The sequence below is a fragment of the Pseudomonas sp. HR1 genome, assembly GCF_030175875.1.
Lineage (GTDB): Bacteria > Pseudomonadota > Gammaproteobacteria > Pseudomonadales > Pseudomonadaceae > Chryseomonas > Chryseomonas oryzihabitans.
In genome coordinates this window covers 606,941-624,623 of the sequence record NZ_JASNRF010000001.1, presented here as the reverse complement: position 1 = coordinate 624,623, position 17,683 = coordinate 606,941, and the positions used below count along the sequence as shown (strand labels likewise).

The window sequence follows — 17,683 nt, the reverse complement described above, 5'->3', positions numbered from 1 at the left end:
GCCATTGGTCGCTATCTGTTACGAAGTCATGAATTTTTGATTTGGCTTCGAGTCGCACGGAAAGATTGATCCCAGTCAAAGAATTTCTGATGGAAGCTTTTTTCCATTTGCAAGAGATCGGACATGTAGTTGGGGTCGGCACTTCGCATGGTGGCTTTGCTCGCTACCGACATTCTCTTTGAAAGGAATCGATCCTATGTCCTCCCAATCCCCTGTCACCCGTATCGGCATCGTCGGTACCGGCATGATCTCGCGCTGCCTGGCCCGGCTCATCAGCCGTCACTATGACGACATGACCGTGACCCGCGTCCTGACCCGCCGGCCCATCGCCACGGTCACCGACTATCCGCTGACCGAGGCGCTCACCCAGTCGGTGGCGGATCTCATCGATCATTGCGACCTGCTGGTGGAGTGCAGCGGCGACCCCTACCACGGCACCGAGATCATCGAGCGCGCCTTCGAAGCCGGCATCAAGGTGGTCACCATCAATGCCGAACTGCAGGTGACGACCGGTTCCTACCTGGCCGGCAAGGGTTTCCTGACCGAGGCCGAGGGCGATCAGCCGGGTTCGCTGGCGGCGCTGCACGAAGAGGCCGTGCAGATGGGCTTCAAGCCGCTGGTCTACGGCAACATGAAGGGCTATCTGAACCACAACCCGACGCCGGAAGACATGGCCTACTGGTCCGCGCGCCAGGGCACCAGCGTCGACCAGACCACCTCCTTCACCGACGGCACCAAGGTGCAGATCGAGCAGGTGGTGGTGGGCAACAACTATGGCGCCACCATCACCCGCCAGGGGCTGGAAGGCCTGAATTCGACCAACCTGCAGGACAGCGCCAACGTCCTCGCGCAGATGGCCGAGCAACTGGGCCAGCCCATCGTCGACTACGTGATCCCCAGCGGCTACTCCGCCGGTGGCGTCTTCGTGGTCGGTCGCCATGACGAAGACCAGGCCGGTGCCATCGAGTACTTCAAGCTGGGCAAGGGCCCGTACTACGTGCTGGTGCGCCCCTTCCACCTGTGCTCCCTGGAGGTCGGCAAGACCCTGAGACGCGTCATCGCCGGCGGCAAGATCCTGCTCAACAACTCCACCACACCGACCCTGAGCGTGGCCGCCATCATGAAGAAGCCCATGGCGGCCGGCGACGTCATCGAGCGCGGCATCGGTGGCTACAGCGTGCGCGGCGAAGCGGTCAAGATCGCTGAGTGCCCGGATCACCTGCCGATCGGCCTGCTCAAGCACAGCGTGCTCAAGCGCGCCCTGGAGCCGGGTCAGATCGTCACCTTCGACGACGTCGAACTGACCCCCAGCCGCGCCCTGGACATCGTCCTGCAACAGCATCGCGAGGCGATCCATCGCCAGCTGCTGGAAACCCAGCTGAGCGAGTCGGCCTGGAACGCCAGCGCCGACCTGGCACCGGTCGCGCTGCCCAAGGCGGTGGGTGCGGTCCTGTCCTGATTTCGCCGAGGCGGAACGCGAAGGGGCCCTGAGGGCCCCTTTTCTATTGCCCGCCGCTGGCGGCGGCGCGGAGGCGGGCGACGGTCGCGGGGAGTTCGTCCATGTGCGCGATCAGCGCGGTCACGCCCAGCGCGCTCAGGGTCTCGCCATGGCTGGGCGGAATGTGGCTGGCGCCGGTAAAGCCGATGACGCGCATGCCGGCCGCCAGCGCCGCGCGCACGCCGGTGGCGCTGTCCTCGATCACCAGGCAGCGCTCCGGCGCGACGCCCATCGTCCTGGCGGCCAGGAGGTAGACATCGGGTGCCGGCTTGGGCTGGGCCACCATATCGGCACTGAAGATATGGCCCGCCACCCGCTCGACCAGATCGGCCCGGCGGACCGAGGATTCGACGCTGTGCCTGAGGCTGTTGGAGGCGACCGCCAGTGGCAGGTCGATGCTCTCCAGGGCACGCTTCACCCCGGGAATGGCTTCCACGCTGGTGGAGATCAGCGTTTCCGCCTGGGTGCGCAGGTCGCTGAACAGCGCGGGCGGCAGGGTGATGCCGAAGCGCTGCTCGACCAGGGCGAAGATGTCCCGGGTGGTCAGGCCAAAGGTCCCGTGCAGCAGGGCTTCGAGTTCGGCGCGCGGTGCATGGGCGGCCAGGCCGTCGAGGACGACGCGTTCGGCGAGGATTTCGCTGTCGACCAGCACGCCATCGCAATCGCTGATCAGCAGTTCCACAGGGGTGACGTTCATCGGTATTCCTTGCAGGGGGATTTCATGGTCGGGCCGTGGGCCCGGGCCATTCGAAACGGCGGGAAAGAAGCGCGGAAGCAGGACTGGCGAGGGTTTGCGCCGCTGTCCGAGTGGTCGAAAACCGGCTCCACAGTACCTTGCATGGCGCGACAAATTACCTCTTGTCAAAAACGATTTCGGTCTCCGGAGGGTAATCGCTTTCCAGAAAAATATGGCGTAGAGTTCGAGAACTGTGTTTGCTTGGGTCGCCGTCGATCGTGACCTGAGGCGGTAGGCTTTCCGTCCACCCCTTGCTGCTCGATTCTTGTTACTCCTTGCAACTCAGTACCGGGTGCCTGGTCTATGCAACGCGCTGCCGCGCCAGCACCTGTCATAACAAACCCGTTATTCCAAGGAGCAACACCCGTCATGTCGAATCGTCAGAACGGCACCGTCAAATGGTTCAACGAAACCAAAGGCTACGGCTTCATTACTCCCGAGAGCGGTCCGGACGTGTTCGTTCACTTCCGCGCAATCGAAGGCAAAGGTTTCAAGACCCTGGCTGAAGGCCAGAAGGTCAGCTTCGAAGTCGTGCAAGGCCAGAAGGGCATGCAGGCAGAGCACGTACAGGTCATCTGACACCTGACGTCGCCCGAAGCTCACGAAAAACCCCGGCCAGGCCGGGGTTTTTCGTTTATGGCGTGTCGAGCGGTGCTATAGCCCGCTTCACTCGACGTTCTGCGCGCTCTTTTCCGGTTCGGCCGCCAGCGGCTTGACCCGGCGCCCGGTCTCCCGCGAGGCCTGCAAGAAGATCGCCGCCGCCAGCATCGAGAGCGCGCCGACGCAGAGAAAGGTCGCGCGAAAGGCGGACAGCACCTCGGTGTCGCCATAGTCGTCCTGGAAACCGCCCAGCAGGGCGGCCGCACAGGCCACGCCAAAGCTCATGGCCAGTTGCATCACCACCGACAGCAGGCTGTTGCCGCTGGCCGCCTGCTGGTCGTGCAGGTCGATGAGGGTAATGGTGTTCATGGCGGTGAACTGCATGGAATTCACCGCGCCGAGGATGCCGAGGTGGATGAGCAGCCAGACGAAGGGCGTCGAGGGACCGATCAGGGCGAGGCTGGCGATCAGGCAACCCAGTAGCAGGGTGTTGCCCACCAGCAGGCGGCGATAGCCGAGGCGCCCGATCAGCGGACCGGCGATGGGCTTGGCCAGCATCGCCGACAGCGCCAGGGGCATCATCAGCAGGCCGGCCTGGGTCGGCGAGTAGCCGAGGCCCACCTGGAACAGCAGCGGGATGAGAAAGGGCAGGGCGCCGCTGCCGAGGCGGGCGAAGAGATTGCCGAAGATGCCCACCGCGAAGCTGCGGATGCGAAACAGCTCGGCGGAGAACAGTGGCTGGTCGTGGTGCAGGGCGCGCAGCCAGTAGGCCACCATGCATGCCATGCCGGCCATCAGCAACAGCACCACCCGCACATGGGGCAGGTGCAATTCGCCGAGGCCTTCCAGGGCGATGCTGATGAGGATCATGGAAGTGCCGAAGAGCAGGAAGCCCAGGCCGTCGAAGCGTTGCGGCAGGGGGCTGCGCAGATCCGGCAGCAGGCGGCGGGTGGCCAGGCAGCCGAGGATGCCCACTGGCAGGTTGATCAGGAAGATCCAGTGCCAGGACACGGCTTCCACCAACCAGCCACCCAGGGCCGGGCCGGCCAGAGGGCCGATCAGGCCGGGAATGGTGATGAAGCTGAGGATGCGGACCAGCTCGCTGCGCGGATAGACGCGCAGGATCACCAGGCGCCCCACCGGCAGCATCAGCGAACCGCCGAGGCCCTGGATGACCCGGGCGGCGATCAGCAGGTTGAGGCTGGGCGCCAGGGCGCAGAGCAGCGAGCCAAAGGTGAAGAGGGCGATGGCGGTGAAGAAGACGCGGCGACTGCCGAAGCGATCGGAAATCCAGCCCGAGGCGGGAATCAGCAGCGCGACAGTGAGCAGGTAGGCGATCACCACCCCCTGCATGCGCAGCGGATTCTCGCCGAGGTCGGCGGCCATGCGCGGCAGGGCGGTGTTGACGATGGTCGCGTCCAGCGACTGCATGAAGAAGGCCACGGCGATCAGCCAGGGAAGCCAGCGGGCCGTGGTGGTATCCAGGGTCGGGGAGGGCATGGGAGGTCCTTGTCGAGACAGCCGACTACCCGCTCTCTGACTGTCTGGCGGCGGCAGGGTGCCCCGCTCCTTCAGCGCGAGCGGGAATCTAGCAGCGCCTCGATCCGCTGGTCCTTCTCTGCCCAGAGCGTGCTGACCCACTGCTGGAAGCCTGCGCGAAATTCCGCATCTTCGCTGTAGTCACCCGCCCAGCGCGCCGGATCCAGAGGTCGCGCGCGAATATCGATGATAACGCGTTTGACTCGTCCGCAGAGCAGGTCCCAGAAGCCGGGCACGCGACCGTCGGGATAGACCAGGGTGACGTCCAGCAGGGTGTCCAGCTGCTCGCCCATGGCGGCGAGGACGAAGGCCATGCCGCCGGCCTTGGGCTTGAGCAGGTGGCGATAGGGCGACTGCTGCTCCGCATGCTTGGCGGCGGTGAAGCGGGTGCCTTCCAGGTAGTTGACGATGGTCACCGGCTGGCGGCGGAATTTCTCGCAGGCGCGGCGGGTGATGGCCAGGTCCGCGCCCTTGAGTTCCGGGCGGCGGGCCAGCTGGGCGCGGGTGTATCTCTTCATGAAGGGGTAGTCCAGCGCCCACCAGGCGAGCCCCAGGAAGGGTACCCAGATGAGCTCCTTCTTCAGGAAGAACTTGAAATAGGGCACCTTGCCGTTGAAGGTCTCGATGAGCGCGGGGATATCGACCCAGGACTGGTGATTGCAGATGACCAGGTAGGAGCGGTCACGGCTGAGCGCCTCGGTGCCGCGGATGTCCCAGACGGTGGGGGTGAGGCGGGCGAAGATGGCCTTGTTGATCTCGGCCCAGGTCTCGGCGATGGCGGTGACCACCCGGGAGCAGAGGTCGCGCAGCGCGACAAGGGGCAGCAGCTTGATCAGGGCGAATACCAGTAGCGGACCGATCATGACCAGGGTGTTCAACAGGAGCAGCGCAGAGACGGTGATACCGGTCAGGAGGTGCATGGATTCTCTCGTCTAGAACTTGGGGCGATAGTCTTTGGCGTGACATAGCATTTTGCGATCATCCGCCTCTGGATGGCTGCTGCCGATCCGCTGCGAAGTGAACGCCATGCTCAAAAAGGTTACCAGTGCCGAGGTCTGCCTCGGCATGTACATCCACAAATTCGAAGGCAGCTGGATCGACCATCCGTTCTGGAAGGCGCGCTTCCTGCTGCAGGAGCCACGCGACCTGCAGAAGATCCAGGACAGCGCGGTGACCGCGGTGTGGATCGATATCGCCAAGGGCCTGGATTGCCGGTCCCCGAGCGAATGCTCGCCCGCCCTGGAACCGGTGGCGGTCCCTGAGCCCGTTGCCGCGTCGGTCGCTGCCCCCGCGACGCTCCCCGCTGCCGCTCCGACCCCGGAGACGGGCACCGCACCGGTCGCCGCCATCAGTTGTCCGCAGGAAATGGCGCAGGCGTCGGCGGTGAGCGCCCACGCCAAGCAGGAGGTGGCGCGGCTGTTCCAGGACGTGCGCCTGGGCCAGGCCATCGAGCTGAGCGAAGTGGCGACCGTGGTCGAGCAGATCTCGGCGTCGGTGTTGCGGCACCCCACGGCACTGATCAGCCTGACGCGGCTGCGCACGGTCGACGAGTATACCTACATCCATTCGGTGTCGGTCTGCGCCCTGATGACGGCGGTGGCGCGGCAGATGGACCTGCCGGCTGAGCAGGTGCTGCTGGCCGGTCAGGCCGGTCTGCTGCACGACGTGGGCAAGATGCGCACCCCCGTCGAGGTGCTCAACAAGCCGGGCAGGCTGACCGAGGCCGAATTCGCCGTGATGCGGCGGCATCCCGAGGAAGGCGTCGCCCTGCTGCAGCAGTGGGGCGCATCCGCGGAGGTCATCGACGTCTGCCTGCACCATCACGAGAAATTCGATGGCAGCGGCTATCCCCATGGCCTGGCCGGTACCCAGATCAGTCTGCTGTCGCGCATCGCCGCGGTCTGCGACGTCTATGACGCCGTCTCTTCGACCCGGCCCTACAAGACCGCCTGGAGTCCGGCCGAGGCGATCCGGCGCATGGCGGAGTGGAAGGGGCACTTCGATCCCCGGGTGTTCCAGGCCTTCGTCAAGACGCTGGGCATCTATCCGATCGGCTCCCTGGTGCGACTGAGCAACGAGCAGCTGGCGGTGGTGGTCGAGCAGCACCCGGACAGCCTGCTGACCCCGCGGGTGCGGGTGTTCTTTTCCGCGCGTTCGCGCACGCCACTGCCGCAGCGGCTGCTGGATCTCGCCCGGCCGCCCGCCGACGAACGCATCGTGCGGCGGGAAGATCCGCAGGAGTGGGGCTTTCGCAATCTGGAGCGGCTCTGGCAGCAGGCCTAGCGCCGGCTCAGGGGCGGGTGGCCTGCAGCGAGGGCCGCTCGCCGGTACGGGCGTACCAGGCGGCGATGCGCGGGCAGTCGCTGCGCCAAGCCCAGGTGGGGATGCGGAAGTCCAGATAGCCGAGCAGGCAGGCCATGCCCAGGCTGGCCACGTCGAATTCGCCCTCCAGCTCGGCGATGGCCTCGCGCTCGAAGTAGTCCAGCGCCCGGGCGATCTTTTCCTGCTGGTTGTCCAGCCAGAGCTTCCACTGCATGCCCGGTGGGCGCATGAAGCTCTCGTAGCGGATCTGCACCGCGGCTTCCATCATGGCGTCGCACAGCGAGGCCAGGGTCAGGCGCCGCCAGCGCTCCGGGCCCTGCCGCGGGATCAGCGGGGTGCGCGCGTGCAGGGTATCCAGGTAGTCGAGGATGACGCGGCTGTCGTGCAGGCAGGTGCCATCGGCCAGGCGCAGGGCGGGAATCTTGCCGGCGGGGTTGGTATCGAGGACGTCGCGATTGGGGTTGAGCGGCGTCTGCTGGACGATTTCCACCTCCACCTGCTCGATCAGGTCCGTCTCGTGGAGCATCACCACGACTTTGCGACCGAAGGGCGAGGCGGGAGTGTGGTACAGGATCATGGACATGGGCCGGGCTCTCCAGAAGGCAGGACTGCATTCGCTTGTGGCGAATCCCTGCACTGTAAGCCCTAGGCCGTCCCGGGTAAAAGATGGCCTTGGTCGTAGGTGGCCGGATCAGACCAGGCCGGGCAGCTCGACGTATACCCCCAGCCCGCGTCCCTGCAGGCCTTCGCCCAGGTGCAGGCTGCCGCCATGGATTTCGACGATGCGCTTGACGATGGGCAGCCCCAGGCCGCTGCCGACGTTCTGGCCAGCGCTCTCGCTGCGGTAGAAACGAGTGAAGATCACAGCCCGTTCTTCCGGACTGACCCCGGGGCCGCTGTCGCAGACGTCGATACGTACCTGGCCGGGCACCTCCTCGACGACCCGGACCAGCACCTGGCCGCCGCTGGGGGTATAGCGGATGGCATTGCCCACCAGGTTGGTGAGCAGCACGCCCAGCCAGGTGGGAATACCCGACAGCCTGACCTCCTGATCCTCCAGCACCAGGTCGATGTTCTTCTCGATGGCCAGGGGCGCGAGTTCCGACAGGGTATCCGCCGCCAGCCGGCCAAGATGGACGGGGACGAACTGCTCCTGCAGGGCGCCGCTGTCCAGCCGCGCCAGGAGCAGGATCTGCTCCATCAGCTGGCTGATGCGTTCGGCGCTGCGACGCACCTGCACCAGGCCACGGGCATGGGCCTGGGGATCGCTGGACCTCAGGGCGACCTGGGTGTGGGTCAGCAGACTGGCGAGGGGGGTGCGGATCTCGTGGGCGGCGTCGCTGGTCAGCCGGCGCTCCGCCTCCAGGGCCCCGTCCAGGCGTTCCAGCAGGGCGTTGATTTCTTCCACCAGGACCGCGGCTTCCAGCGGCACCCGGCTCAGTGGCAACGGCTCCAGGCGCTGGGCGGAGCGCTGCTTGATCTGCGCGGCCAGCTGGCGCAGGGGCTCCAGACCGCGGGTGACGCCGAACCAGATGAGGGCGGCCAGCACCGGCAGGGCCAGGGCCAGGGGAAACAGCGAGCCGAGCAGCAGCAGGTTGGTGGCGCCGCGGCGATCGGCCAGGTTTTCGTAGATCCAGATGCGCCCCTCGCCGCTGCTCAGCCGCAACACGCGCCAGTGCTGCCCCTCGGCCAGCAGGCTGCTGAAGCCGGGCGGCTGGTCGGCCAGGCCGGCCGGCGGCGCCGGGGTGCCGAGGCGCTGGTCGCCGGCCTGCAGCAGATAGCCCAGGGCGTTGCGTCGCTTGAACAGCGGCAGGTCGGCGATGGCCGTGCGGCTGCGCTCCAGGGCCCGGGCCGCGGGCGGCAGGCTGCGGTCACCGCCCTCGCCCAGGGTGGCCAGGTGCAGGGCGGCCGAGCCGAAGTCGAGCATGTCCTCGTCGGCCAGGCGATTCACCTGGCGCAGCACCAGCTGGTAGGTCACCAGGGCGGCGATCAGCCAGCAGGCGAAGATGCCGCACAGCAGCAGCGTCAGCAGCCGCCGGCGCAGCGAGACGGCCGGGCCGTCGGTCATGGAGCCGGCCGCTCGGGCTGGTCGATGCCGTAGCCGATGCCGCGCACGGTGCGGATCAGGCTGGTGCCGAGCTTGCGTCTGAGGTGATGGATATGGACCTCGATGGCGTTGCTCTCGACGTCACCGTCCCAGCCATAGAGCGCCTGCTCCAGGCGATTGCGCGAGAGCACCTTGCCCATGTTTTCCAGCAGCAGGCGCAGCAGGGCGTATTCCCGCGGTGCCAGCTCCACCGGCTGGCCGGCCAGGGTCACCCGGTGGGTGGCCGGATCGACCCGCAGCTCGTTGTGCTCCAGTTGCGGCAGCGCCCGGCCGGCGCTGCGGCGGGTGAGGGCGCGGACCCGGGCGAGCAGTTCGTCCAGGTCGAAGGGTTTGGTCAGGTAGTCGTCGGCGCCGGTGTCCAGGCCGGTGACCCGGTCGGTGACCTTGTCGCGGGCGGTGAGGATCAGCACCGGGGTGGCGTCGCCGCGCTTGCGCAGCGCGGCCAGGACCTCGAGTCCCGAGCGGCGGGGCAGGCCGATGTCGAGCACCACCAGATCGAAGGGATCGGTTTCCAGCGCCGCCTGGGCGGCCTGGCCATCGGTCACCCAGTCGACGGTGTCGCCTTCCAGGGCCAGGCCGGCGCGGATGCCGTCGCCCAGCAGCATGTCGTCTTCGGCCAGTAGTATTCTCATCGGATTTTCCCAGGCGGTTGAGCGGTTTTACCGCTCCGGGCCGGCCTCGGCAAGAGCGGCGACCATCTCCAGGATGGTCAGCCTCCAGCCTAGGCCAGGGCGCTTAAGGCCGGATTAACACGGCTCAGGGACGCTGGGCGCTGACCCGCCAGATCGTATTGCCGACATCGTCGGCCACCAGCAGGCCGCCGTGGCCATCGTTGACCACCCCGACCGGACGTCCCTGGGCCTCTTCCTTGCCATTGAGGAAACCGGTCAGCAGGTCGCGCGGCGGGCCGCTGGGCTTGCCGTTCTGGAAGGGCACGAAGACGACCTTGTAGCCGCTCTTGGGATCGCGATTCCAGGAGCCGTGCTGGCCGACGAACATGCCCTGGCGAAACGCCGTTGGCAAGCCGCTGTCGGCGCTCGCGAAGGCCAAGCCCAGGGAGGCGGTGTGGGTACCCAGGGCGTAGTCCGGGGTCAGCGCCTTGGCCACCAGATCCGGGCGGGGCGGCTGTACCCGGCTGTCCACGGTCTTGCCCCAGTAGCTGTAGGGCCAGCCATAGAAGCCGCCGTCCTGCACCGAGGTGGCATAGTCCGGCACCAGGTCGCTGCCGATCTCGTCGCGTTCGTTGACCACCGTCCACAGTTTGCCGGTGGTGGGCTCCCAGTCCAGCCCATTGGGGTTGCGCAGGCCGGTGGCGAACAGGCGTTTCTGGCCGCTGGCGCGATCCAGCTCCCAGATGGCGGCGCGGCCTTCCTCGATATCCAGGCCGTTTTCGCCGACGTTGCTGTTGGAGCCCACGGTGAGATAGAGCTTCTTGCCGTCGCGACTGGCGATGACGTTCTTGGTCCAGTGGTGATTGATGCCCGCCGGTAGCTCGGTGACCGTCACCGGCTGGCCTTCCAGGCGAGTCGCACCGGGGCGATAGGAGAAGCGCACCAGGGCATCGGCATTGGCGACATAGAAGTCCTCGCCCACCAGCACCATGCCGAACGGCGAATGCAGCTGTTCGGCGAAGACTGTGCGGGTCTCGGCGACGCCATCGCCGTCGGCATCGCGCAACAGGGTGATGCGGTCGGCGCTGGGCACCCCGGCGCCGGCCTTCTTCATGAACAGACCCGCGATCCAGTTCTTGATCCCGGGAAAGCCCTCGCGCTTGGGCGCATTGCTTTCCGCCACCAGCACATCGCCATTGGGCAGCACATAGAGCCAGCGCGGATGGTCCAGGCCACGGGCGAAGGCCTGGACCTGGGTGCCGGGCGCGGCAGTGGGCTTGCCGCCTTCGGGCCAGCCGACCGCCGGGGCCACGTTGATGGTCGGCAGCAGTGTCTTGTGGGGTTCCGGCAGGGTCGGCGTCGGCCCATAGCCGGCTTCGCGCTGCAGGCGCGCGGTCTCGCCGCAGCCGAGCAGGGTCACGGCGGCCAGGGTCAGGGCCAGGGTACGCAAGGGATGGGGCGTGCTCAGGGGCATGGCAGGGCTCTCGCGAGGGGCTCGCAGGATAGAGCCCGGCTGCCGGCGAACGTTCCGGGGCCGGTTCCGTGGCCATCCTGGGCATCTGTGCAGTCCGGTTTTGAAAATGACTCTTTTTACCCTGTCGGTCTTTTTGAGCGCTCGGGCGCTGCGCTCGTTCTTTCACGGATACGGAAAGTCCTGCCGATTCAAGGTGTTAGCGGGACTGCGCCGAGGTCTGCGGAAAAGCGCCGGCTATCTGACGTAAATCAAAGCGTAACCATCTGTTTTTGAACGAAAAAATTCATTAAAGCTGGCGCAGCTGACGCCGATAGCTGCCCCAACAATGACGACGAAGTCGCACCCAGTGGCGCCGCAAGCGGACGCGGTCGCCTGAACTCGCCTACGCCAGGACCCGCTAGCTTGCGGGGGCGGGGAGTCTTTCTTTTCACAGGTGCAGTCATGCAATCCCTTACCCGGCGCTTGCGCCAGTTTTCCCTGCGGCTGGCCGGTACCCTGGCCCTGAGCAGCGCACTCCTGGGTTCGGCCCAGGCGGTCGACCTGGTCGGTCTCAACTTCTCCGGTGCCGGCTTCGCCAGCCAGGTGCTACCCGGCCTCAACAACCGCAACTACATCTTTCCCAGCGAACAGCACTTCAAGGACTGGAGCGCCAAGGGCATCAAGCTGGTGCGCTTTCCGATCATCTGGGAGCGCATCCAGCCCAACCTGAATTCGATGCTGGATCCGGACTATGGCGCCCTGGTCACCCAGACGCTGAATTACGCCCAGAAGTATGGCGTCAAGGTGATCCTCGACCTGCACAACTATGCGCGCTATCGCGGCGAGGTGATCGGCGCCGGCAAGGTCACCTACTTCAACTACTGGGACGTGACCTATCGCCTGGCCTTCCGCTTCGGCAAGCACCCGGCGCTCTTCGGTTACGACATCATGAACGAGCCCCACGACGCCGTGGCCTTCTGGCCGACCGCCGCCCAGCACGGCATCAACGGCATCCGTACCGTGGACAGCGTCCACCCCATCATCGTCGAGGGCAACGGCTGGTCCAGCGCCGCGCGCTGGCCGCAGTGGAACGATCCGCTGCTGGCGCTCAAGGACCCGGCCAACAAGCTGATCTTTTCCGCCCACGTCTATTTCGACAATGACGGTGGCGGCCAGTACGCCAGCAAGGACATGAGCGGCTTCGACCCCATGGTCGGGGTGAATCGCGTCAAGCCCTTCGTCGACTGGCTGAAGAAGAACGGCAAGCAGGGCTACATCGGCGAATTCGGCGTGCCGGACGACGATCCGCGCTGGCTGGTGGCCATGGACAACATGCTGGCCTATCTCAAGCAGCACTGCATTCCGGCCAGCTACTGGGCCGCCGGTCCCGGCTGGGGCAACTACAACCTGGCGGTGGAACCCATCAACGGCGTGGATCGACCCCAGTGGGCGACCCTGAAGAAGTACGTCGACAGCAGCAGCTGCGCGAGCATCGGTCCCAAATAAGCCCGGCCAGCGATGGCGGTCCCCGGGGTCGGCAGGCTACCCTTGTCTTTTAACCGTGCCAGCCCCGAGGACCTCTCATGAGCCAGATTCCCGCCGACCTGCGTTATGCCGCCAGCCACGAATGGGCCCGTCTGGAAGCCGACGGTAGCGTGACCGTCGGCATTTCCGACCATGCCCAGGAAGCCCTGGGCGATGTGGTCTTCATCGAACTGCCGGAAGTCGGCAAGACCCTCGCCGCCGGTGACCAGGCCGGGGTGGTGGAATCGGTGAAGGCGGCCTCGGACATCTATGCCCCGGTGGGCGGCGAGGTGATCGCCGTCAACGAGGCCCTGGCCGACGCCCCCGAGCAGGTCAATGGCGAGCCCTATGGCGCCTGGTTCTTCAAGCTCAAGCCGCAGGATGCGGCCGAGCTGGACAAGCTGCTCGACGCCGACGGCTATCGCGCCGCCAGCGAGAGCTGAGGCGCCATCCGCCGCCCGGACCCCGAGCAAAAAAGAACCCCGCGCGGCGTGGCCGGCGGGGTTCTTTTTTGCCTGGCCCTTACTGGGTCAGGATACGCATGGCGAGATCGCTGTCGCTGGCCTTGAGGCCCGGCTCGGCGGCGCGCATGTCGCGCAGCGCGGCTTCCAGGTAGGGGCCACGGATCTGGCCGTTGCTGGCCAGGTAGGAGCTGGCGTCGTCCTGGGTGGCGGCGACGATCTTGTGGTCGTCACGGCTGGTGGTATAGAACGAGCCCGAGGTCGCCCCGAGGGTCGCGGCATGCCGCCAGAACCGGGCATCCGCATTGGCGGCGGTGGTCGCGGCCAGCAGCGGCAGGCCGATCAGGGAAACCAGAGCAAGCTTCTTCAGGCGCATGGATGAGATCTCCTTCTTGAGGTTTCCTATAGAGAGCTCAGACGTCCTTCGAGTTCCAGCGCCCTGTGCCGGCTTCTTCGCCGGCGCCTAGTGCTGGATCATGCTGTGGATGCGCTCCGCCAGGGCATCAATGTCGAAGGGCTTGATCAGCATGTCCATGTTCTCGCCGAGGAATTCGCCGCGCACCTTGGCGTTCTTGGCATAGCCGGTGATGAACAGCACCTTGAGCTCGGGACGCCGACCACGGGCGATCTCGGCGAGCTGGCGGCCGTTCATGCCGGGCAGGCCGACGTCGCTGATGAGCAGGTCCAGCCGCTGATCGCTCTCGATGATCGGCAGCGCGCCATCGGCATCGCTCGCCTCCAGCGCGGTGTAGCCCAGCTCCGCGAGCACCTCCAGCACGATCATGCGCACCGCGTATTCGTCCTCCACCACCAGCACGGTCTGGCCGGCTTCGGCGCGGGGCGCGACCTTGAGCGTCGGCTGATCGGTGGCGGCGGCCGCCACCTCCGGATGGCGCGGCAGATAGAGACTGATGGTGGTGCCCTGGCCCTGTTCGGTGTCGATGCGCGCGGTGCCGCCGGACTGCTTGACGAAGCCGTAGATCATCGACAGTCCCAGCCCCGTGCCCTGGCCGGCCGGCTTGGTGGTGAAGAAGGGTTCGAAGGCCTTGGCCTTGACCTCCGGTGGCATGCCGGTGCCGGTGTCGGCCACGCTCAGGCGCACATAGTCGCCCGGGGTCAGGGATTCGCGTGCCGCCGCCTCGGCGTCGAGGCTGAGGTTGGCGGTGGCGATGCACAGCTCGCCGCCGGCGGGCATGGCGTCGCGGCCATTGATGACCAGGTTGAGCAGGGCGTTTTCCAGCTGGTGGGTATCGCTGTGGGCCAGCCAGGCGACCGGCGCCAGATCCAGGCGCAGGGCGACGTTTTCGCCCACGGTGCGCACCAGCAGGTCCTGCAGCGAGGCGACCAGCTGGTGGACGTCCACCGGCTGCGGGTCCAGGGTCTGGCGGCGGGCGAAGGCCAGCAGCCGGTGGGTGAGGGCGGCGGCACGGTCGGCCGAATTGACCGCGGCGTTGATGTAGCGATCCAGGTCCTGGGTGCGGCCGTTGGCGATGCGCAGACGGATCAGGTCGAGGGCGCCGACGATGCCGGTGAGCATGTTGTTGAAGTCGTGGGCGATGCCGCCGGTGAGCTGGCCGATGGCTTCCATCTTCTGCGACTGGCGCAGGGCTTCCTCGGTGCGCTCGCGCTCGTAGATCTCGGCGATCAGCCGCGCATGGCTGCGCCCCAGTTCCTGGGTACGCTCGGCGATGCGCTGTTCCAGCTGGTCGGTGGTCTGGCGCGCCTCGGTGACGTCCACGCCGCAGCCCACCAGGCCATGGAATTCGCCGTCGAGCTCCAGGCGCGGGGTGCCCTCCAGGCGTAGCCAGCGCCATTCGCCCTGGGCATTGCGCACCCGCACCTCGGCGCGCAGGGCGCTGTGAGTGGCGACGGCCTGCTTGAAGGCGCCTTCGAAGGCCGGACATTCGCTGTCCGGCAGCAGGGCGCTCCAGCCCTGGTCGTGCAGATCGGCGTCGTGCAGATCGAATTCGCTGGCGAAGCGCTGGTTGACGAATTGCAGCTGGCCGTCGGCGTCGCAGGCCCAGATCAGTACCGGGGCGCTGTCGGCCATGAGCCGGAAGCGGCCCTCGCTCTCGCGCTGGGCGTCCTGGGAGCGCTGCCGGCAGATGGCCGACCAGAGCCGGTCGGTGACGTCGCGCAGAAATTGCACCTCGCCTTCCGTCCACAACCGGGCGCGCTGGTCATGGGCGACGAACAGTGCGCGCAGGCGACCGTCTTCATAGAGCGGGATGTCCACCAGCGCCGCGATCTCCAGATCGAGCAGGCGCTGCGCATTGGCCTGGGCGCGCGGGTCCTGGCTGACGTCGTCGATCACCAGGGGCGCTTCGCCCTCCTGGCTGCCCAGGCTGTCGGGGGCGAGCAGCGGATAGGCCAGGGCCTGGTCGAAGTGGCCGTTGGGCGTCCACATCTGGTGCGGGACGAAGGTGCCGCGACTCTCGTCCAGACGGGCATAGCCAACCCGGCGCAGGCCCAGTCGGGTACCCACCAGTTCCAGGGCCGCGGCCACCCCGGCGCTTTCCGGGTCGCCTTCGCGCAGGCGGTCGCCCAGTTCGATGAGGGCGTGCTGGCGGGCTTCGGCAGCGCGGCGCTCCTCGATCTGCCGGCGCAGCTGGCGATTGGTCTCGCTGATGCGATCGGCGTCATGGCGTTCGCGGGTGATGTCGCGGGCGATGCCCACCAGCCGCCGCTGACCGCCGGGCTCCAGGCGTTCGCGGCCGCGGATGCTCAGCCACACCGGTTCGCCCTGGCGCGGACTGCGCACGCGAAAGGTCAGCCGCAGGTCATAGGCATTGCCGCCGCCCTGGATGGCCGCGCTGACATAGGCTCGCACCCGGGGCGCATCGGCGGGGTGCAGGGCGCGCAGCAGCGCCGCGCCGCGCAGGGTGCAGCGGCGCTCCGTGGCCCCGACCAGATGGGCGAGGCGCGAATCCCAGCTGATCAGGTCGCGGTCGATGTCATAGTCCCAGACGCCCAGGTCGGCCACGTCCATGGCCAGGGCGATGCGCTGCTCGGCCAGGCGCAGGGCGTCGGCCGCGGCGGTGCGCTCGATGACGATGCGGATGCGCTCGGCCACCTCGCGTACCAGGGCGACGTCGCCGATGGTCCAGTGGCGGGGCGTGTCGGCATAGAGGAACAGCAGACCCACCAGCTGTTCTTCGGCGAGCAGGGGCACCACCAGGCCGGCGCGCACGCCATGCTCCACCAACTGGGTGCGCATCTCGCCCAGGCGACTGTCCTGGGTGCTGTCTTCCACGCTGACGATGATGCCGCGGCGCAGCTCCTCCACCGCCGAGGTGTGCCAGTGCGCCAGGCTGGGCAGGTTGAGACGGTGGGTTCGGCCCTGTTCGAGCCAGTCGCTGTCGATGGTCAGGCTGCCGTCGCGGCCGACCCGGGCATAGCCGATGCGCTGCACGGCGAGCAGGTGGCCGAGGCTGTCGCCCAGTACCGAGGCGACTTCGCCGGTGTGGGTCACGCCATGCAGCAGGTCGCCCAGTTCGAGCAAAAAGCGCTGGCGGTCATGGCTGCGGATGCGTTCGCTGAGGTCGACGAAGGTGCAGATGGCGCCCTGGACCTCGCCGTCGCGCCAGAGCGGCTGGGCGCGCCATTCCACCGGCAGCAGACTGCCGTCCTCGCGCAGCAGGGCGTCGGCGGACAGGTGCAGGGTGGCGCCTTCGCTGGCGGCGCGCTGCAGGGCCCGGGCGCCATCCTCGCTGCGGGCGGAGCTGAGCCGGGTGTCCAGGCGCTCGCCGAGGATGTCGCGGTCCTCGGGCAAGCCGAGCATCTGCCGGAAGGCGCGGTTGCAGAGGGTGGCACGGCCCTGGCGATCCAGGGCGCAGAAGCCCTCGTGGGTCGATTCGAGCAGCAGGTGGGCGAAGGCCTCGCTCTCCCGCAGCGCCGTTTCCGCTCGCTTGCGGCTGTCGATGTCCTGGGCCACGCCCACCCAGTGCTCGATCTCGCCGCTGGCATTGGTGAAGGGCATGGTGCGGGTTTCGAACCAGCGATAGTGACCCTCGGCATCGCGCAGCTGCAATTCCAGGCTGCCGGCGACGCGTTGCTCGCGCACCTCGCGCCAGCGCCGCAACAGCTGCGGACGCTGCTCGGGATGGATGGCGCCGGCCCAGAGATCGGGGTCGGCGACCACGCTGGCCGGACTCAGGCCGCTGTATTCGTACCAGTAGCGATTGGCGTATTCGAAGCTGCCATCGGGCCGCGCGAACCAGATGATCTGCGGATTGACGTCCATTAGCGCGCGGTAGTGGGTTTCGTCGAGGGTGCTGTGCCGCGCCGGCGAGGCCGCCTGCAGCCGCGTCTCGAACAGGCGCAGCACCTGGCGCGCCAGGCGTTCGAGGCCGCTCAGGCGTGCGGCGTTCAGCTCGCGCGGTTGCCAGTCGAGCACGCAGAGGGTGCCGAGAAAGACGCCTTCGGCCGTCCGCAGCGGGGCGCCGGCATAGAATCTCAGCCCGGCCGGATCGGTCACCAGGGGATTGTCGGTAAAGCGCGGATCCTGGCTCAGGTCTTCGATCTGCCGCGCTTCCCGGGCGTCGTGCAGGTGCTGGCAGAAGGACAGCGCCAGGGGAATTTCCGCCACGCCCAGGCCGCGTTCGGCGATGAACAGCTGCTGCTCCTCGCCAAGCAGGTTGACCGCGGCGATGGGCGTCTCGCAGAGGGTGGCCGCCAGTTCCACCAGGTCGTCGAGGGCCGGCTCCGGCTGGCCGTCGAGCAGGCCGCAGGTGGCCAGGAGCGCCTGGCGGCGACGGCGCTGCTCGGCGTCCTCGGCACCCACGGCAGGGTTCACGACGGTTGTCTGCACGGCTGGCTATCCTTGTTCCGCT

At 67.2% G+C, this 17,683-nt stretch carries 14 protein-coding genes; 5 read left to right on the top strand and 9 right to left on the bottom strand.

The window, feature by feature from the left end:
- Window positions 1–244 precede the first annotated feature (244 nt).
- The gene (locus tag QKY98_RS02895) at window positions 245–1,459 is read left to right on the top strand and encodes an NAD(P)-dependent oxidoreductase (RefSeq protein ID WP_284670581.1); all 1,215 of its coding nucleotides are present in this window, start codon (window positions 245–247) and stop codon (window positions 1,457–1,459) included.
- Between the two features lie 43 nt (window positions 1,460–1,502).
- Here the strand turns inward: QKY98_RS02895 and QKY98_RS02890 are convergent, their stop codons facing one another.
- Window positions 1,503–2,195: an HAD family hydrolase gene (locus QKY98_RS02890; RefSeq protein ID WP_027598238.1), complete on the bottom strand. Its 693-nt coding sequence runs from the start codon at window positions 2,193–2,195 to the stop codon at window positions 1,503–1,505.
- A gap of 408 nt (window positions 2,196–2,603) precedes the next feature.
- Between QKY98_RS02890 and QKY98_RS02885 the strand changes: the two genes are divergently transcribed.
- Window positions 2,604–2,813 carry a cold-shock protein gene (locus QKY98_RS02885; protein ID WP_007161279.1) on the top strand — a complete coding sequence of 70 codons (210 nt, stop codon included), beginning with the start codon at window positions 2,604–2,606 and terminating at the stop codon, window positions 2,811–2,813.
- A gap of 87 nt (window positions 2,814–2,900) precedes the next feature.
- Here the strand turns inward: QKY98_RS02885 and mdtD are convergent, their stop codons facing one another.
- A complete protein-coding gene (gene mdtD, locus QKY98_RS02880; protein ID WP_007161278.1) occupies window positions 2,901–4,334 on the bottom strand; it encodes a multidrug transporter subunit MdtD in 1,434 nt (477 codons plus the stop codon).
- Between the two features lie 71 nt (window positions 4,335–4,405).
- Entirely contained in the window at window positions 4,406–5,293 is an 888-nt protein-coding gene (yihG, locus tag QKY98_RS02875) for a 1-acylglycerol-3-phosphate O-acyltransferase, YihG family (protein ID WP_027598239.1), read from the bottom strand.
- Window positions 5,294–5,399: 106 nt separating this feature from the next.
- On the opposite strand from yihG, the gene QKY98_RS02870 reads away from it, so the two are divergent.
- Window positions 5,400–6,656: a cyclic di-GMP phosphodiesterase gene (locus tag QKY98_RS02870; RefSeq protein WP_284670307.1), complete on the top strand. Its 1,257-nt coding sequence runs from the start codon at window positions 5,400–5,402 to the stop codon at window positions 6,654–6,656.
- A 7-nt stretch (window positions 6,657–6,663) separates the two neighbouring features.
- On the opposite strand, the gene QKY98_RS02865 is transcribed toward QKY98_RS02870, so the two are convergent.
- From QKY98_RS02865 to QKY98_RS02850, 4 genes are all read right to left on the bottom strand, one after another.
- On the bottom strand, window positions 6,664–7,278 hold the full coding sequence (locus QKY98_RS02865; RefSeq protein WP_037007333.1) for a glutathione S-transferase family protein: 615 nt from the start codon (window positions 7,276–7,278) through the stop codon (window positions 6,664–6,666).
- Between the two features lie 108 nt (window positions 7,279–7,386).
- The gene (locus tag QKY98_RS02860; RefSeq protein WP_284670306.1) at window positions 7,387–8,763 is read right to left on the bottom strand and encodes a sensor histidine kinase; all 1,377 of its coding nucleotides are present in this window, start codon (window positions 8,761–8,763) and stop codon (window positions 7,387–7,389) included.
- Window positions 8,760–9,434, bottom strand: coding sequence for a response regulator (locus QKY98_RS02855; RefSeq protein WP_027598241.1), 675 nt, complete (start codon window positions 9,432–9,434; stop codon window positions 8,760–8,762). The genes QKY98_RS02860 and QKY98_RS02855 overlap by 4 nt, the downstream gene beginning before the upstream one ends.
- Window positions 9,435–9,558: 124 nt before the next feature.
- The gene (locus QKY98_RS02850; protein WP_144945870.1) at window positions 9,559–10,887 is read right to left on the bottom strand and encodes a PQQ-dependent sugar dehydrogenase; all 1,329 of its coding nucleotides are present in this window, start codon (window positions 10,885–10,887) and stop codon (window positions 9,559–9,561) included.
- 441 nt (window positions 10,888–11,328) lie between these two features.
- On the opposite strand from QKY98_RS02850, the gene QKY98_RS02845 reads away from it, so the two are divergent.
- Window positions 11,329–12,372, top strand: a complete 1,044-nt coding sequence (locus QKY98_RS02845) for a glycoside hydrolase family 5 protein (RefSeq protein ID WP_027598243.1) — start codon at window positions 11,329–11,331, stop codon at window positions 12,370–12,372.
- A 77-nt stretch (window positions 12,373–12,449) separates the two neighbouring features.
- Window positions 12,450–12,833, top strand: a complete 384-nt coding sequence (gene gcvH / locus QKY98_RS02840) for a glycine cleavage system protein GcvH (RefSeq protein ID WP_007161270.1) — start codon at window positions 12,450–12,452, stop codon at window positions 12,831–12,833.
- A 79-nt stretch (window positions 12,834–12,912) separates the two neighbouring features.
- On the opposite strand, the gene QKY98_RS02835 is transcribed toward gcvH, so the two are convergent.
- Both QKY98_RS02835 and QKY98_RS02830 read right to left on the bottom strand, forming a co-directional pair.
- The gene (locus QKY98_RS02835; protein ID WP_007161269.1) at window positions 12,913–13,227 is read right to left on the bottom strand and encodes a DUF2388 domain-containing protein; all 315 of its coding nucleotides are present in this window, start codon (window positions 13,225–13,227) and stop codon (window positions 12,913–12,915) included.
- A gap of 87 nt (window positions 13,228–13,314) precedes the next feature.
- Window positions 13,315–17,661, bottom strand: a complete 4,347-nt coding sequence (locus QKY98_RS02830; protein ID WP_144955092.1) for a PAS domain S-box protein — start codon at window positions 17,659–17,661, stop codon at window positions 13,315–13,317.
- Window positions 17,662–17,683 lie beyond the last annotated feature (22 nt).

What these genes read in the sequence shown, in the direction of transcription:
- QKY98_RS02855 (WP_027598241.1), bottom strand. Translation starts at nt 9,434, where the DNA reads ATGAGAATACTACTGGCCGAAGACGACATGCTGCTGGGCGACGGCATC.
- QKY98_RS02835 (WP_007161269.1), bottom strand. Translation starts at nt 13,227, where the DNA reads ATGCGCCTGAAGAAGCTTGCTCTGGTTTCCCTGATCGGCCTGCCGCTG.
- QKY98_RS02885 (WP_007161279.1), top strand. Translation starts at nt 2,604, where the DNA reads ATGTCGAATCGTCAGAACGGCACCGTCAAATGGTTCAACGAAACCAAA.
- QKY98_RS02845 (WP_027598243.1), top strand. Translation starts at nt 11,329, where the DNA reads ATGCAATCCCTTACCCGGCGCTTGCGCCAGTTTTCCCTGCGGCTGGCC.
- gcvH (WP_007161270.1), top strand. Translation starts at nt 12,450, where the DNA reads ATGAGCCAGATTCCCGCCGACCTGCGTTATGCCGCCAGCCACGAATGG.
- QKY98_RS02850 (WP_144945870.1), bottom strand. Translation starts at nt 10,887, where the DNA reads ATGCCCCTGAGCACGCCCCATCCCTTGCGTACCCTGGCCCTGACCCTG.
- yihG (WP_027598239.1), bottom strand. Translation starts at nt 5,293, where the DNA reads ATGCACCTCCTGACCGGTATCACCGTCTCTGCGCTGCTCCTGTTGAAC.
- QKY98_RS02870 (WP_284670307.1), top strand. Translation starts at nt 5,400, where the DNA reads ATGCTCAAAAAGGTTACCAGTGCCGAGGTCTGCCTCGGCATGTACATC.
- QKY98_RS02860 (WP_284670306.1), bottom strand. Translation starts at nt 8,763, where the DNA reads ATGACCGACGGCCCGGCCGTCTCGCTGCGCCGGCGGCTGCTGACGCTG.
- mdtD (WP_007161278.1), bottom strand. Translation starts at nt 4,334, where the DNA reads ATGCCCTCCCCGACCCTGGATACCACCACGGCCCGCTGGCTTCCCTGG.
- QKY98_RS02865 (WP_037007333.1), bottom strand. Translation starts at nt 7,278, where the DNA reads ATGTCCATGATCCTGTACCACACTCCCGCCTCGCCCTTCGGTCGCAAA.
- QKY98_RS02895 (WP_284670581.1), top strand. Translation starts at nt 245, where the DNA reads ATGATCTCGCGCTGCCTGGCCCGGCTCATCAGCCGTCACTATGACGAC.
- QKY98_RS02890 (WP_027598238.1), bottom strand. Translation starts at nt 2,195, where the DNA reads ATGAACGTCACCCCTGTGGAACTGCTGATCAGCGATTGCGATGGCGTG.